General features: G+C 36.3%; 13 protein-coding genes. 5 read left to right on the top strand and 8 right to left on the bottom strand.

Annotated features, from left to right (window positions below):
- Positions 1-6: 6 nt before the first annotated feature.
- On the bottom strand, positions 7-789 hold the full coding sequence (locus QP953_RS14770) for a tetratricopeptide repeat protein (protein ID WP_309551549.1): 783 nt from the start codon (positions 787-789) through the stop codon (positions 7-9).
- A gap of 550 nt (positions 790-1,339) precedes the next feature.
- Here QP953_RS14770 and QP953_RS14765 point away from each other — a divergent pair.
- The 5 genes from QP953_RS14765 (at position 1,340) to QP953_RS14745 (ending at position 8,964) form a co-directional block, all read left to right on the top strand.
- Positions 1,340-2,254 carry a T9SS type A sorting domain-containing protein gene (locus tag QP953_RS14765; RefSeq protein WP_309551548.1) on the top strand — a complete coding sequence of 305 codons (915 nt, stop codon included), beginning with the start codon at positions 1,340-1,342 and terminating at the stop codon, positions 2,252-2,254.
- Between the two features lie 119 nt (positions 2,255-2,373).
- Positions 2,374-3,843, top strand: a complete 1,470-nt coding sequence (locus QP953_RS14760) for a vanadium-dependent haloperoxidase (protein ID WP_309551546.1) — start codon at positions 2,374-2,376, stop codon at positions 3,841-3,843.
- Between the two features lie 104 nt (positions 3,844-3,947).
- On the top strand, positions 3,948-4,310 hold the full coding sequence (locus QP953_RS14755; protein ID WP_052598844.1) for a DUF4180 domain-containing protein: 363 nt from the start codon (positions 3,948-3,950) through the stop codon (positions 4,308-4,310).
- A 66-nt stretch (positions 4,311-4,376) separates the two neighbouring features.
- On the top strand, positions 4,377-5,654 hold the full coding sequence (locus tag QP953_RS14750) for an alpha/beta hydrolase-fold protein (protein ID WP_309551545.1): 1,278 nt from the start codon (positions 4,377-4,379) through the stop codon (positions 5,652-5,654).
- Between the two features lie 187 nt (positions 5,655-5,841).
- A complete protein-coding gene (locus QP953_RS14745; protein WP_309551544.1) occupies positions 5,842-8,964 on the top strand; it encodes a hypothetical protein in 3,123 nt (1,040 codons plus the stop codon).
- 27 nt (positions 8,965-8,991) lie between these two features.
- Here QP953_RS14745 and QP953_RS14740 read toward each other — a convergent pair whose 3' ends face one another.
- The 7 genes from QP953_RS14740 to QP953_RS14710 all read right to left on the bottom strand — a co-directional run bounded on the left by QP953_RS14740 (position 8,992) and on the right by QP953_RS14710 (position 15,445).
- A complete protein-coding gene (locus QP953_RS14740) occupies positions 8,992-9,945 on the bottom strand; it encodes an acyltransferase (protein WP_309551542.1) in 954 nt (317 codons plus the stop codon).
- Between the two features lie 122 nt (positions 9,946-10,067).
- The gene (locus QP953_RS14735; RefSeq protein ID WP_063833164.1) at positions 10,068-11,066 is read right to left on the bottom strand and encodes a CdaR family protein; all 999 of its coding nucleotides are present in this window, start codon (positions 11,064-11,066) and stop codon (positions 10,068-10,070) included.
- Entirely contained in the window at positions 11,017-11,391 is a 375-nt protein-coding gene (gene yajC, locus QP953_RS14730; protein ID WP_063833165.1) for a preprotein translocase subunit YajC, read from the bottom strand. Before yajC ends, QP953_RS14735 begins: the two co-directional genes overlap by 50 nt.
- A gap of 67 nt (positions 11,392-11,458) precedes the next feature.
- Complete coding sequence (locus tag QP953_RS14725) at positions 11,459-12,664, bottom strand: ankyrin repeat domain-containing protein (RefSeq protein ID WP_309551540.1); 1,206 nt, start codon at positions 12,662-12,664, stop codon at positions 11,459-11,461.
- 5 nt (positions 12,665-12,669) lie between these two features.
- On the bottom strand, positions 12,670-13,875 hold the full coding sequence (locus QP953_RS14720; RefSeq protein WP_309551539.1) for an ankyrin repeat domain-containing protein: 1,206 nt from the start codon (positions 13,873-13,875) through the stop codon (positions 12,670-12,672).
- 106 nt (positions 13,876-13,981) lie between these two features.
- On the bottom strand, positions 13,982-14,533 hold the full coding sequence (locus QP953_RS14715; RefSeq protein WP_063833166.1) for a DUF1573 domain-containing protein: 552 nt from the start codon (positions 14,531-14,533) through the stop codon (positions 13,982-13,984).
- A gap of 276 nt (positions 14,534-14,809) precedes the next feature.
- Complete coding sequence (locus QP953_RS14710) at positions 14,810-15,445, bottom strand: hypothetical protein (protein WP_309551537.1); 636 nt, start codon at positions 15,443-15,445, stop codon at positions 14,810-14,812.
- Positions 15,446-15,541 lie beyond the last annotated feature (96 nt).

The following is a 15,541-nucleotide window of genomic DNA, read 5'->3' as shown; positions in this document are numbered from 1 at the left end:
ATTCATTTATTCGATAGAATCAATTTTTGCTTTAATATTAACTATTTCCTCAGGAATCCAATCAAAAGAAGCATCCAATTCATAGGCTTTCTGTTTTAGGCTTAAAGCCTCTTTATATTTACCCAATCGCAATAGTAAATCAGCTTTTGAGTCATAAGGATTCGCATTTTCAGGTTCACACCTTATAAAATTATCAAATGCTTTTTCTGCTTTGTCTAGTTCCTTATTGTTGATATATGCATATCCTAGAATATTATACCCAGAACCATAATTCTGATCTAGTCTAACAGCATTTTCACCAGCAACAATTGCCTGTTTGGGATTTTTCCGAAACAGTAAAAAACAAATGGTATGGTGTAGATATTTATCTAGAGGGCACATTTCGGCTAATTTGAATAATTGGCGTTCATTATTATCCTCTGGATTCTTAAATCTATATTCTGTAGCTTCCACTAAGATTTGTTCCTCTTTAGATACTAGATGCTTGTATTTTTTGGCAAGGGTGTGATTTATCTTCTTTATCGAATCATCTGGTGAATAAATAGAAATAAAATTATACATTCTAACAAAAGTACTGTCTAGTTCTATTGCTTTTTCATAATGCTCTATCGGATTGCCATTTATCCCATTTTGAACTAAAAACCGTGCTTTCTCAAAATGCTTCTTTGCTGCTTCTGATGCTGTTGTAATCGGCACGAGACCTAATTCTACTTCTTTTTCATCCATTTGATTATTTTTACAAGATGCTGTTAATATGATTAGAATAAAAATTAAAACGTATAATTTCATTTTCCTTTTTTTATAATAAAGGTTATTTAAGTAAATTTTGTACGAGCAATAAAAAATGACCGTTAACGAAGATTACTCCGTGAGGGCTTCGCCGTTAGACAATGATTTAGCTCGCAGGCTCGTGAGAGAGTTCTGCACTGCTACTGCGTGGTTTCAACGGAGTAATGTTTTTTAGAATGCGCTAGGATAATTTGAGGTATTGTAACAACATACTTATAACCATAAGTACTTTGTTTATTTTTGGCTTATTATCCTATTTCTAAAGTCCTCCCTACTCTAATATACATTTTTTTCACTATTTTTTACATCTTTCTAAAGCAGCTAAGTGCTGCGTAAAGTAAATTGCTATTGTCTTTATTTTGCGTTCTTATATTCTCTTGTAAGCAAAACATTTGACCTAAAAACCAAAGTATCATATATAGATTAGCAACATTTAAACAATTTTCGTCGTTATAGCAATAAACAACTTATATTCGTTCCCCCGAATAGCTGCTCTTTCTTTTACCTAGAGAAGGAGTTTTGCGCTCCTATACTCTGCAACACACATTATATGAGATATAGATTTTTTTCAGTTGTCGTTATTTGTATTTTGTTTACCCAATTAAATTTTGCACAAAACTATCAAACTATTTTTGGTTCTGACACAACACAATGGGATGTAAATTTTTGTCAATTAGGACAAAGTAGAACCGTACATAAAATAGCCATTGAAGATACCTTAATCAATGGTCTTTCATACTATAAAGTTGGAGAAAAAAGTAACCAGTCTATTGATTATAACTTAAGTGGAAACGTAGGTATTACCAATGGCTTTTTGAGAGAAGATACTAGTTTAGGAAAAATATGGTTCATTGGAACTATTAATTCTTCGAGCACCTCCTCCCTTGATACAATTGAGCTATTGGTAGCTGATTTGTCTCTTAGCTTAGGAGATACTTTTGTTGTTAGACATGACAATAGAGACAGTACGGTCTTAGTCGATTCTGTTTATTACGAATCGGGTTTAAAACGGGTTCGCTTGAATTATGTTTTACCTGCTATAGCACATTTATCCAAAAAAGTAACATTTCTAGAAGGTATTGGCACCAACTTTGGCTTTGCCTATATGCATGCAACTCTTAATTTGTGTCCTTGCTTGGACTCCTATCGCAAGAATAGCACTACTGTTTATTCAAATTTTGCATGTAGCGTTATTGGTAGTACTTCTAAGGTAAATGAGCACCAACAAGCCATTCGTATAGCACCACACCCCATTCAACATAGTAGTCTTTTTTCTTTTAAGAATCCAACTTCGCAAGAAGCTCAATTAATTATATCGGATATCTCAGGTCGAACAGTACAAACGTACACAACTACTGAAAACAACCTTCTTATACAAAAAGAGCGTCTTAGTGGCTTGTACTTTTATCAGCTCAGAATAGCCCAGCAACACAATGCGCAAGGAAAAATACTTTTCTTGGACTAAGAATCGGATAAAAAAACAACAGGTATAAAAAAACATAATTATTGTATATATTGCAGTATAATACAGGCATTTTTTTTACAAAAATGCCTATTTAATATATATAATCATTAAAAATAATAATGCATAAAACTTTCCTAATATTCTTAGTTGCTTTCTCCTTATTGGGATGTACCGAAAGTAAACAAACAAACGAACATAAACTCAAAGAGTCCAAAGAACCCAAAGGGGTCGAAAATGTAGCTTATAAATGGGGAAAAATAGCTCTAACAGCAACAGCAAACGACACGGAATACTTTAGACCAAGACCAACCATAACATCTCGATATTTGGCACTAATTTTTGTTGCTATTTTTGATGCATGGTCAAGATATGATGAAAAAGCCATTCCCGTTTATTTAAAAGAAGTAGACAGGAGACCAGCCAATGAACAATCCTTAAAAAATAAAGAAATAGCCATAAGTTATGCTGCATTTAGAGCCATGAACGAATATTATTACTCTGATAAAAAGCTATTTGAAGATTTCATGAGGGAATTGGGATTAGACCCGAATAATGAAAGCTTAGATCCGAGTACCCCTGAAGGAATTGGTAATTTAGCCGCCAAAACTGTTATAAAATCACGAAAAGGAGACGGAGCAAATCAATATGGAGAAGAAGAAGGTTCAAATGGTAAGCCTTACTACGATTATATGGGTTATAAACCTGTTAATTCTGTGGATAAGAATGTAGATATAAATCGTTGGCAACCAAAATACTTTTCAGATGGAAAAGGAGGGAAATTTGCTCCAAGTTGTTTGACACCTTTTTGGGACAAAGTAAAACCTATTGCCCTTAAATCTGGCGACCAATTTAGACCTGGTCCGCCACCAATGGTAGGCTCTGAACAACTAGAAAAAGAAGTTCAAGAAGTAATTGAAATGCAAGCTAATTTGACCGATTACCAAAAGGCATTGGTGGAATTTATGCGAGATGGTCCACAATCCGTACAACAAGCAGGGCATTGGCTAAAATTTGCGCAAGACGTTTCTAGAAGAGACAAGCATACACTTGATCAAGATGTAAAAATGTATTTTTATAACCAAGTTGTAGCGATGGATGCCTTTATAGCTTCATGGGACTCCAAGATGCACTATGATTATGCCAGACCGTATGCATTGGTTCACCAATATTACGATAACCAAAAAATAAAAGCTTGGGGAGGTGAAGGAAAAGGCATGATTGAAATAGAAGGAAAACACTGGAGACCTTACTCCCCAGAAACATTTTTATGTCCTCCTTTTCCTAGCTATGTCTCAGGGCACAGCACCATAAGTGGCGGATGTGGAGAAGCTCTAAAAATTTGGACAGGAAGTGATGAATTTGGCTCTAATGCTCAATTAGTGGCAGGGGCAATGACAGAACCTGATAATTTAGGAGATACGATAACATTAGAATTTCCAACTTTTACCCAAACAGCAGAAATGGCTGGGATTTCCAGAGTATTGGGAGGTTATCATATTCAAGCTGATAATGTAGCTGGACTGGAATTGGGAAGAAATGTGGCTAAAGAAGCTTGGAAATTTTATAAAAAACATACTGGAGAAGAGTAACGAGATATGACTAAAACTAAACTAGTAGCAGTCCCTACTTTGGGGTTGCTGTTTTGGCTGGCTAAATATTAACAATATTAAAACAAAAGATACCTTAGCTTAAAATGAAGATAAAAACACATGAAATAAATCACTTGAAAATTGCTGAAATATCATCAGAACAAAACCTTATCAATCATGTCGAGGATGGATTAAACTTATTAGGAAATATCTACTATCAAGGATTTGACAAGGTCATCATTCATCAAAAAAACATTACTCCAGACTTCTTCGAACTCAAAAATCGAATGGCGGGTGAAATTCTTCAAAAATTTTCGACTTACCGTATTCAATTAGCTATTGTGGGAGATTTTTCAATATTCAATAGTAAAAGTCTAAAAGATTTCATTTACGAAAGTAATCAGGGCAAACAAGTTAACTTTGTTGCTTCAACAACTGAGGCACTGAAAAAATTATCAGAAAAATGACTTAGTCCCAATTATTTCTGAGCAATGATTCAAACTTAAGAAGAAAACATCGAACGATACAAAAAAATGATCAACAAAGTAAACGCACTATTAATCCTAGGAGGCTTCATTTTCTTTCAGCAATTTCTAAAAGCTCAAACCAATCAACCTCAACACTTTTTGCACAAAGTTGGTATCATAGATAGTCTTTATTCGCAGGAGTTAAATGAATCAAGAAAAATTCACATACAACTACCCAGAGATTATGACCCTAATAAAAATCAAAAATATCCAGTCGTCTTTATTTTAGATGGAGAAATATTTCTGTCTACGGTTAATGAAGTCCAAAACTATTACAGTGGTGGTTTTACTCCTGAAATGGTTCTTGTAGGCATCTCGAATCAAAGCAATAGAACTAGAGATTTGACGCCCTCAACAGTAAAGGTAAAGTATGGAATGCCGTTTCGTGACGAGAGTGGAAAAGCCGCTGTATTCAGTAAATTCATTGAAAAAGAACTCATCCCCTTTATTGAGAAAAAATATCCTGTCACTAATTTTAGAACATTAATAGGACATTCCTATGGCGGCTTGTTCACCATTTATACCCTAATACATCAACCTCACTTATTTGCAAACTACTTGGCTATTGACCCTAGTTTGGATTGGGATAATCAACAACTATTAAGAGAGTCTGAAAAAATACTTGCCACGCAAAAATATAAAAACAAATCTTTGTTTATGTCTTTGAGCGGGCAACTGCACCTCCAAAATTCAACAATAACAATTGACAACGTGCTACAAGATACCACAGATTTCACATTGTTTGCCCGTTCAAATATTGCTTTCTCAAACTTGGTAAGTAAAAATGATAAGAATGGGTTGTTTTTTAAATGGAAATTTTATCCCAACGATTTGCATGGCACCATTCCACTTCCTTCTATTTTGGATGGTCTAATTGCCATTTTTGAATGGTACCAGATGGAGAGTACCGACAAAATAAACTCCTTTGACACTTCTCAAGAAGAACTTCTTCGCATTATAAAACGAAGAGCAAAAAAACTCCAAAATCATTTTGGATATCCCAATCCGCCTTATCCAGAAGCGCTCTTAAATATGTCTGGTTATATGAATATGGATATGCAACAATATGAAAAAGCAAAAATGTACTTTGAACTTGCCATGCAGTATTATCCTCAAAGTGCCAATACTTTTGACTCTATGGCTGATTATTATGAACAACAAGGCGATTATAACAATGCCATTAAATACGTCACCAAGGCACTTGAGTTAAATGCTACTAATTATTACAAACAAAGACTCGAAAAATTAGAGCAAAAAAGAGAAGAGATTAATAATGAAAAATAATCGGAAAATTTGATTCACAAAATACTTGAGGAAATAAGCAAAGAACTAAATCTATGATAAAGCCTCAATGATCTTAGAGCTTTAGCTACTAAAAAAAGTATACAATTAAAGGACTATTATAGTATAATTATGTACATTTAAGTTGCTTTTTGTTGAAACAACTGTTACATAATTATCATTTATAAGAATGGAGAATCAGGAGAAAATAGCCCAACCAACGAACTATATCAGTGCTTTACCTTATTTATCAGTACTTCCCATCACCGAACAATGTTTAGACTTTTCGATCATGGACAAAGTTCAACTGGGCTTAACTGAGAATATTCTTCAACAACTCTTAAGTGAAGAAACAGAGGTTAGTGTTGCTATTCCATTGGGTATAGAAAAGAATACCGCTCCTTCTAAAATTAGCCAACACAAGGCATTACAAAAAACATTTGAAAACTTTCAACAACAAAGAAACGGTCTTTCAATTGGCTACCCTGTTGTTTTAATGGACGATGACAAATTAGGTCGTCCTATTGCTGCCCCTCTTTTCTTGTGGCGAGTGGAATTAAACATTACTCCTGACAGCAATATGGATTGGGCATTGGTAGCTAATAATAATAATAAAGGTTATTTAAATCCTATTCTTAAAAATTACTTAGAAGCTCGATTTGAGTTGGATTGGGAACAAACAATAGGTCTAATAGATACTGTTGATGCTAAAGTAGTCGCAGAAACTTGTGCCACTTTAGCCACTCAGTTAAAACTAGAACACGATGTTAGTGTTCGCATTGAAGCCTGTCCGCTGCCTGATCAAATTCCAGAAAACATTATTCTGAATGCTATTATTCTAGGCAACTTTGAGCCTATTACCTTAAAAGAAGCCAAGAAACTACCCAAAAACTTAAAACCTAGAGAACGAAAGCAGTGGAAAACCAAAGTTCCAGCGCTTCCTAGCAACTCTGCACAAGACGAACTTATTGGTACTATATTCGATGGGCATCATGTTGTTGCAGAAGGAATTTCTAATACAGGAAAGACGCACATCATTGCTTCTATTTTGCCCAGTTTGTTAACAGACAAAGGAGCTGCCCTAATTATATCGCCTCAATTTTCCTCCTTTAAGGACATTCAACATCACTTAGAGCATCTTGGGATTAAAGATATTGGCATACTGTCTCTACAAGATGAAGTGCTGGACAAAGAGCGTATGATAGAGTATCTAGAATCTATGCCCAAACGCACACGCACTATTTCTAATTTTGACAATGTCACTTATAGCAAACAGCTCAACAAATATATGCTGCTTCGATCTAAGCTAGAACAAGCTTATGATAGTGTTCACGATGCCACCATCAATAGTTGGAATTGGACAGAGTTAGTGGGGCAATGCTTGTTGAATCATCGCAAAAGTGACAAACAAATCCTAGGTCGTTTTTTGGATAATAGCTTATTTTCGTTTACAGCCAAAGAACACTATATTATCAGTCGAGAATTGAGCGAGCACTATGTTTATTACCACAAACTCGATGCCTTAAAACATCCTTTAAATGCCTTGCATGGGCGTTTTTTTAGTGACGAGAGCAGTATTGAAAGTACTCGTTCGGAAGCAAAAACAGAATTAAATCTTTATCGTTACAAAACCAATAGTTTATACCAAAGCTTTTTAGTTTTTGTTGGCAATTATGGAGAATATTTGAAGTTTCAATATCGTGACTTTGTGGCAAATATGGAGCAACAAATCGATAAAATTGAAAGTGATTTGCACCTTTATAATGATTTGTATGGAGAAGCATTTGACAAGCAAAGTAGTTTTCAGAATGCCAAACTGAAATTATTGAGTGTTTTCTCTAGACGACACCAAGAAATTCGAGCCGCTAAAGAACAATTGTTGGAAGATTACCAAACCTTACAGGAAAGTTATAAAAACAATACTTTTTTCAAAACAGAATTTCCCGATATCAAAGCAGAGTCAAAACTTGCCGATATTGAAGGGAAGTTAGAAAAGGTAAGAACTGCCTTACACGATTGGGCTTTGACAATTCCTACCTTGGTCAAAAAACGCACACAAGAATTATCAAAAGAGACAGCCTTTCCAGAAACTTTCCAAGAGCAATACGAAGAACTAGAAAGCTGGCTACAGAAGCTCATTCAACAAATTAATGCTGCGCAGTTGTTGCGCAAGGAGGTTACTGAACCCAAAGGCAAGATTTCAGCAATCGAATCGGCTTTGTTTACCATTTTGCTCCAATTTCAAAAACTGGAAAATGAATGGAGAGACATAGATGCTTATTATCAATGGCGCCGCTCTTGGTTAACCATCGATGCGAAGACTCAAAAGGTTGTTCAAGCTTTAGTAAATGCAGGTACTCAAGACTGGGTTTCTGGCTTTAGTAGTTGGTTTTATCATCAAATTCTCACACAACAATACTCGATTCATTTACCATTAGGAACTTCCAATCAGGCATTGCCTTTTGATGCCTATATCAATACCCTACAAGACATTCAAAAACGCATTAGCCAAAAAGCAAATGTCATTACCAAAGAACGTCAAGGGGAGCAAATCAAACGCATCAAAAAAGAAAAGGATTTGACCTTAACGAATGCCCGTCCAATTTTCAAAAATAAAAAAATTAAAGACCTTTTGCAGTGGATTGGATTAGAGCATATTGGTGATGTTTTTCCAATTGTTTTGGCAACACCAGAAATGGCACAACAATTACTTGGCTTAAAAGTTTCCACCTTTGATTTGGTTATTGTTGATAATGCCCACGACATTTCTTCCAAAATTGGAGTTGATTTATTAAAACTGGGCAATCAGCACCTAGTTTTAGGCAGACCAATTAATGCTGAACAAACAGAGCAAAAAAGTCTCTTGCAATGGATGTTGGCACAAAAAGGACGCCGTTACCAATACCTAGAACACATTCACTCTAAAGACGCTGCGGAACGAACGCGCATTAATAAAGGAAGTGTGCAAGATCCTAATGCTTTCCAAATTGCCGTCGCAGAATCGCTTCAAGAATATATTGCTGCCGATCGTTTGGAATTCAACAAATCAATTGAAGGAGTTGTTGTTGATTTGGTTATTACCCCCAAGTATTCTGGACAACATCCTATTGCTGTGGTTTGTGACGGTGGCTTGTTGTCTCAAGCAAAATATGATTTTCAATTGGCAGTGGATAAAATTCGCATTCTAACCAACCAAGCTTACCAAATTCAATACATTTGGTCGGTGGATTGGTGGAAAAATAATGAAAAAGCTTTGAGCCCTCTATTGGCCTTTATCATTCAATGGGATAAGCAACATGCTGGAGGAAACTAAGGAACTAATTTTGATATAAATGATGTTCTAAACAACCCAACGATTTAGGCGGGCTATCAGTGGTTTTTCAACAAACTGATGCAACAACAAACTCAGCCCCCAAACACCTATAACAATTAAAAACTGGTTGGTTTGTTTTAAATCTGGCGTACTCGAAAAATAATGTATAATGGGTATATGAACCAAATAAGCTACATAAGAAGCATTCCCTAGCTCTATAAATAGCAAAGGCAATTGAGGGCGTTTTAACGTTTCTAAGGTTAGAATTCCGAATAAAAGCAAACTACTTCCTATACCTACCGTAGCGAAAGACAAATTGCTGTAATAATCAACCACACTTAAAAACAAACAAAGCCCTACAAGTATACCAAACAAACAACCATGCAACCTTCTTTTTACTGTCCATTTTTGACTTTGTTCATAAAGTATACTAGTAACAACGCCTGATAAAATCAGCCAAATATTCTGCCCCACAAAAAAGTTTAAAGGGGTTCCTTTTATCGGATAATTGGTATACTCCAATCCCAACAACAGAAACGTACCTATCCAACAACCAATTGCTATGTGTCGTGCTTTTTTCTGGCTACAATACAAAATAGCAATTGCAAATAGGCTATAAAAGTACAACTCAACCGAAAGGCTCCAAGTTACTTCTAGAAAAGACTTATGACCTGGCAATAAAAATACATTGGCTAAGAAACTCCAATTGAGTTGTACTGGATAGATACCAGCAAGTATTAAGATAAAAAATAGTGTCCAATAAAAAGCAAAAATTCGGATACACCGACGCTTCATAAAATAAGACGCCCTCTTTGTTCCTTTTCCAAGTTTTTCTCGGCTTGTCCAATAGATAATAAACCCACTGATCACAAATAAAATATCAATTCCCTTGTAGCTATGACTGCCAATTCCCATATGAGCAAAAATCACAAATGTAGCTGCTATAAAGCGCAACAACTGAATGGATTGAAAATAATTCATATCAGAGAAAACTAGGATTAAGTAAAAGCATATTCAGAGTTTTAATAAGACTTTCCTTATACAAGATGCAGTCGTCACTCCAAATTACACCTTTTGTTGAGGCACAGCTAAACCTTATTAGTTTACTTTAGATTTCGACTGCGTATAATGTAATCGACCTTTTTAGGAATGCACTTTACTTGCTTGGCATACGCAGGTTTTTCTTTTAATAAAACACGAATAGAACGTTCTTTGAATATATCAATTTTAGAAAAATCAGCAATGACCTTAAAATCTTGTGCTGCCAAACGATCGTAATCACTCAAGCCAACTTGACTAGATACCTCTACCGTTTTGGGCAAAATAATCAACAACAAACTATCTGGAACATTAAGCACCTCAACAGGAACTTCTATTCGTTTTTCAGTTACCTCTTCCACTTTTGCCATACAACGAATTTTATTCGTAGATAGCGCAATACTTCCATTAGGATGTGCTTGGAGACCTATTTCAACATCTATATCTTGGTTCACTTCCGAAGGAGGTAACAATACATTGGTACGCCATTCGTTAATATCCCTAATAACAGAAGCAGGTCCCTTTATTTCAATCTTTTGAGGTTCTATTTTTATAGAATCAACAAATTGATACAAAGGTGCTAGACGCACTTGCTCTTCCAAAACAACAGGAATTACTTTGGTAGCAATATCTTCCATTTGAAGTTTAATGGTTTCTGGGTGGATGTTTAGAATTCTTGCTTTGGGAATTGATTTAAGTACTTTTGCATTCAAAGAAGAAACAGAGATTACGCGAATTTCATTGGCAGAGACAGGAATGTTGACGACTCTCTCTTTATTATAAAAAGCAAAGCCTAACAAATCCCAACCTTTGCCCTCTATATCTACCTCTAATTGGGTAGCAGGTGGATTGGTAAAAATTTTGTCTGCTGGCGTTTCATAATTTAGCTTGACAATCAAAGTATCTTTATAAGAATAGGATAATTTTGTCATTAGCCAAAAAACAAAAGCAATACTAATGCAAATCATTAGTATTGCTCGATCCGATTGAAGGAATTCTTTTATATTTTCTTTACTAAGCTTTTGCTGGCTCTTTTGAGCTGTTGGTTGCACTGGAGCTTCCATAAACAGATTTCGTTTGTTCCAAAGAAATAGCGCTTCTTTGAACAGTAATAACAGTTTTAGGCGCTATTAATAAAGTAATTTTGTCTTCTTCTAAAGAGGCAATTGTACCGTGTATGCCTCCTATCGTAACTACTTTAGAACCCTTTTTTAGATTACTAGAAAATGATTTCTGCTCTTTTTGTTCTTTTGCAGACGGTCTAATGATAAAAAAGTACATGACCAAAATTGCTGCTAACATAAATGGCCAAAACAAAGGATTAGCACCAGCTACACCTGCTGCTTCACCTCCCGCCTCTTGCCACAAAAACAATATATTATTCATCATTTTGTTTTACAATTTAATGTTGTGTTTTGTTTTTTTAATAAAATGAAGTGGACAAATATACAAACTTCTAAGCCAATTCCATTGCTAAATCCATATCTTTCCAATGTAAAGCAATTTTAGGAGCTGTAATTCCCTCGGGGAAATGTCCCGTGGCTTGAGTAGATTCAATGGTTGTATCAGCTCCTGCTTGTTTTAGTAATTCTGCCATCTCTAATGGTCCTCCCGTATCTGCTAAATAGTGTGTTGGTGTCCAGCCATTTGCATCTTGTGCATTGACCATTTTATTTTTTGATAATTTGAAAAATGTTTTCAAACCATCTATTCGACCACTTCCTGCCACTTGGTGCAACAGCGTTATTTGATTCCAAGGTTTTTCTTCAAAACTAGCACCATGTTTATGTAATAACTTTATAATATCGCCCACTCCCGAAGAACAAGCTACTCTCAATGGAGAAATCCCTCTATCATCAGTTCTTATTACCGATACGCCACCTTTTACAAGCACTTTGACAACAGCCAAAGCATTCAAATATTCTCTATGTTCAAAAGGCGCCCATTCTTGACTGGCAATTCTCTGTTGTTCCTTCAAGGTCATTAAGCGACCAGGTTTAGGCTTGTATTTATTATAATCATAATAGTACGCTAAGTAACCTTTTTGCAAGGTACAACGTACAGGCACGCCATTCACCTCATCATCATGCACCCAATTGTCCACTCTAGTACTATACAGCGTCCAAAGTGCCTGCAACAAAGCCGTGCTACCATTAGCAGTCACAGCCGAAGTATCTGCTCCTAGTCTTAACAATGATTTTACAACTCCGACATTACCTAAAGCGCTCGCAATTAACAAAGGTGTATTCCCATCTGCATCTTTAGCATCTTTGTCACAACCATTTTTCACCAAAGCTACCACCAAGCTTGCAAAGTTAGAAGCTGCTGCCAAATGAATGGCCATTGCTCCTGAAGTCGTCTGTTGAGTCTTATTCGCTCCTGCTTTTAACAATAAAGTACAAATTGCTTGATGTCCTTCCTTTGCAGCTAAATGAAGCGGATATAACTGATCTTTATCTGGCAAATTGGGATCAGCACCTTCCTTTAACAACACCTTGACTACCGCAGTGTGTCCCATCAATGCAGCAGAATGCAAAGCACCAGTATGTGCTCCCAACGCATTGGGATTAGCCCCCCTTTTTACCAAAGACAAAACATCTTTGGCTGCTCCTCCTTCTACTGCCAAAATCATCTGCTCATCCAATGAGCTTAGCTTTTTCATTCCATTTATTTTAGTACTCTTGCCAATTTAGTATCTTTCCAATGCAACGCAACTTCTTCAGCAGTACAACCAGGTGGCATACCTGCTCCTCGTCCTTCTTTGCTTTTGATGGCAGGATCAACGCCTTTTTCAAGCAATAAAGTTGCCATCTTCAAGGGTCCTCCAATATCTGCCAAATAATGCAAAGCCGTCCATCCAAAATCATCTACAGCATTTGCGTCTATTACTGCCCCTAGCTTCAAAAATTGCTCTAACCCATCTAAGCGACCACTCCCAGAAACCCGATGTAGTGGAGTAGCATTTTGATACCCACGAACATCTAGAACTGCCCCCTTGTCGTAAAGTTGTTGAATGACCAATGCCTCCCCAGTATGGCAAGCCATATTGATTGGAGTCTGTTTAGTATCATTAGCAGCATTGACATCCGCCCCTGCTTGGATCAAAAACATAGCCGTATCTAAGGCATCCAAATACCTCAAATGATTTTTAGGTCCCCAATCTTTGTTTACGTATATTCTTTGTTCCTCAATAGTCAACAGATCGCCTAATTGATCTGCCTCACTTGGATTATAATCTCGATCACATCTAAAGCAACCCTTTTTGATTTCATAACGAATCAAACGTTCATCTTCTTTCTCTTCGTATATCCACTCTGCTGTTCTAGTGCCGTACAACTGCCTCAAAGCCTTGATCAATGGCGTATCTCCTCCTAAATCTTTGTTGTTCGCGTCTGCTCCTGCATCTATCAAAAGGCGAACAACTTCTGTGTTCCCCAAGCTTGCAGCAGCAGCCAAAGGGGTCAAACCATTAACATCCTGTGCTTCTATATTGGCACCTGCTTCTAACAACACAGGGATCACCGCAGCATAATTGGACGCAGCGGCTACATGCAGTGCCGTTCCCTTTTGAGAGGTCAAGGCATCAACATTAGCCCCAGCATTAATTAATTGTTTGGCAATTGCCACGTGCCCTCTACTAGAAGCTAGATGTATCGGATAATATCCTTGTACATCGTTTGCATCTGCTTTTGCTCCTTTGCTTAACAACAACTCAACAACAGTACCATGCCCATTGAATGCAGCACAATGCAAGGCCCCCGAGTTGGGTCCCATTGCATTAGGACTAGCCCCTTCTTCTAGAGCCTTTTGAACTCCGTCTAAATTGCCAGTTTCTGCGGCAACAACTATTGCTTGATCTAATGTTTCATTCATAGCTTGATTTATTTAATAAGTAAAATTGTTTAATAGCCGATGAGAATTTTCAGTAGGAATACCAAAGCTCATCGGCTAGCAAATTTTAGAGCATAAAAAATAAAACTTAGCTATTTTCTTTTTCCTCTCGAGCCGCTTTGTTCTCTAATTCTTTTTTCTCCGTTTCTGGATTTTTTTCTACAGCACCGACTATTCGAATCTTCGTTTTATTAGGAATTGTATTGGCTGAAATAGTCACGGTTTTATCTTGTTCTCCATTCTTACCTTTACTACTAAACTTCACTCTGATTTCTCCACCATCACCAGGAGCAATTGGTTCTGAAGGCCACTCTGGTACTGTACATCCACAGCTTCCCTGTGCATGACCAATAATCAAGGGATTTTTCCCTACATTCTTAAACTTAAAAATATGTTCTACGGATTCTCCTTCTACTAACGTTCCAAAATCAAATACCTCTTCTTCAAATTCAATTTTAGCAGCTGTTTCTGGTGAAATAGCTTCGTCTGCGGTTACAGGATTGCTAATTAGTGATGAATTGCTAATGCCATCCATTTGTTGAACTTCTGTAGCAGTAGGCACTGTTTTTTTAGGTTCATCTGCCGATGAACAAGCCGTAAATACATAAAGGACACTCAATAACAAGATTAATTTACTCATTGTTTATTATTTTATACTATTAATTTTAGTACTTCGTGGATTAGCTCCCTGTGGTCGTGAGAGCGCAAGCTTAGTTTTTTAGCTTTTTTGTAAAAAATTAAAAAAGCATCTTTGCATTACTTTAATTATCAACCCTTTAAAGAATATCGATAATCAAACTGATGCGATTTAGCTGCGCTGCTACTGCGTGGTTTCCACGAAGTAATGAATTTTTGACACTTCACAAGCTTCCTGTAGCCAATTAATGCGACAGACACCACTATGAAGCAATATTTTTTATATTTTATCTGGCTTTGACTGTTTCGAAAACTCCAATAGCCAAAGTATTCCCCCTGATATAGCCAAATTATCTTTTTGAATAACCAAAGATTTTCGATACTCAAACTGTGCTTGCAAATACAACATTTTTGACAGCCTGATGTTCACTCCTGCCCCCATGGGAATTTGAAAATCAAAATTTCCATTTCTTTGGGACAAGTACAAGCCTCCTACCCCCAACAAAATATAAGGTGCAATCAAAAAGTCTTCTTTCAAAAGGTAATCATTGTTAAACTTATAAACTGCTACCAAATCGCCTCCAAAAAACAACTCATTCCGTTTTCGCCTAGAACATGGTTGACACAAACTATCTGTCGCATCAAAAATGAGGTGATGTGCATCTATACTACCTATTCTCAAAGGCAGTCCTATATTCAAAGATTTATTAATATGCCTAAAAAAACCTATTTCCCCAGCATAATTAACATCCTCTGGATGCAATATACGCCCAGAGTTAGCTACTTGAAAAACGGTATCTAAAGTATTGTAATCTGTAATTACAAACTTATAAGTTAAGCCGTTTTTGGTTGTAGATATTTGGGCAACCACTTGCAGAGACAGGACACAACAAAACCATAGGAAAATAATACGCATTGATTGGTAGTTTGGTTAAGATTTGCTCACATGAGATGACAAGCTCTATTATTTACAAAAACTTATTCGAGCACATCCACTCAAATAAGTTTTTGT

Source organism: Aureispira sp. CCB-E (assembly GCF_031326345.1).
Lineage (GTDB): Bacteria > Bacteroidota > Bacteroidia > Chitinophagales > Saprospiraceae > Aureispira.
This window is presented reverse-complemented; position numbering and strand designations above follow the sequence as displayed.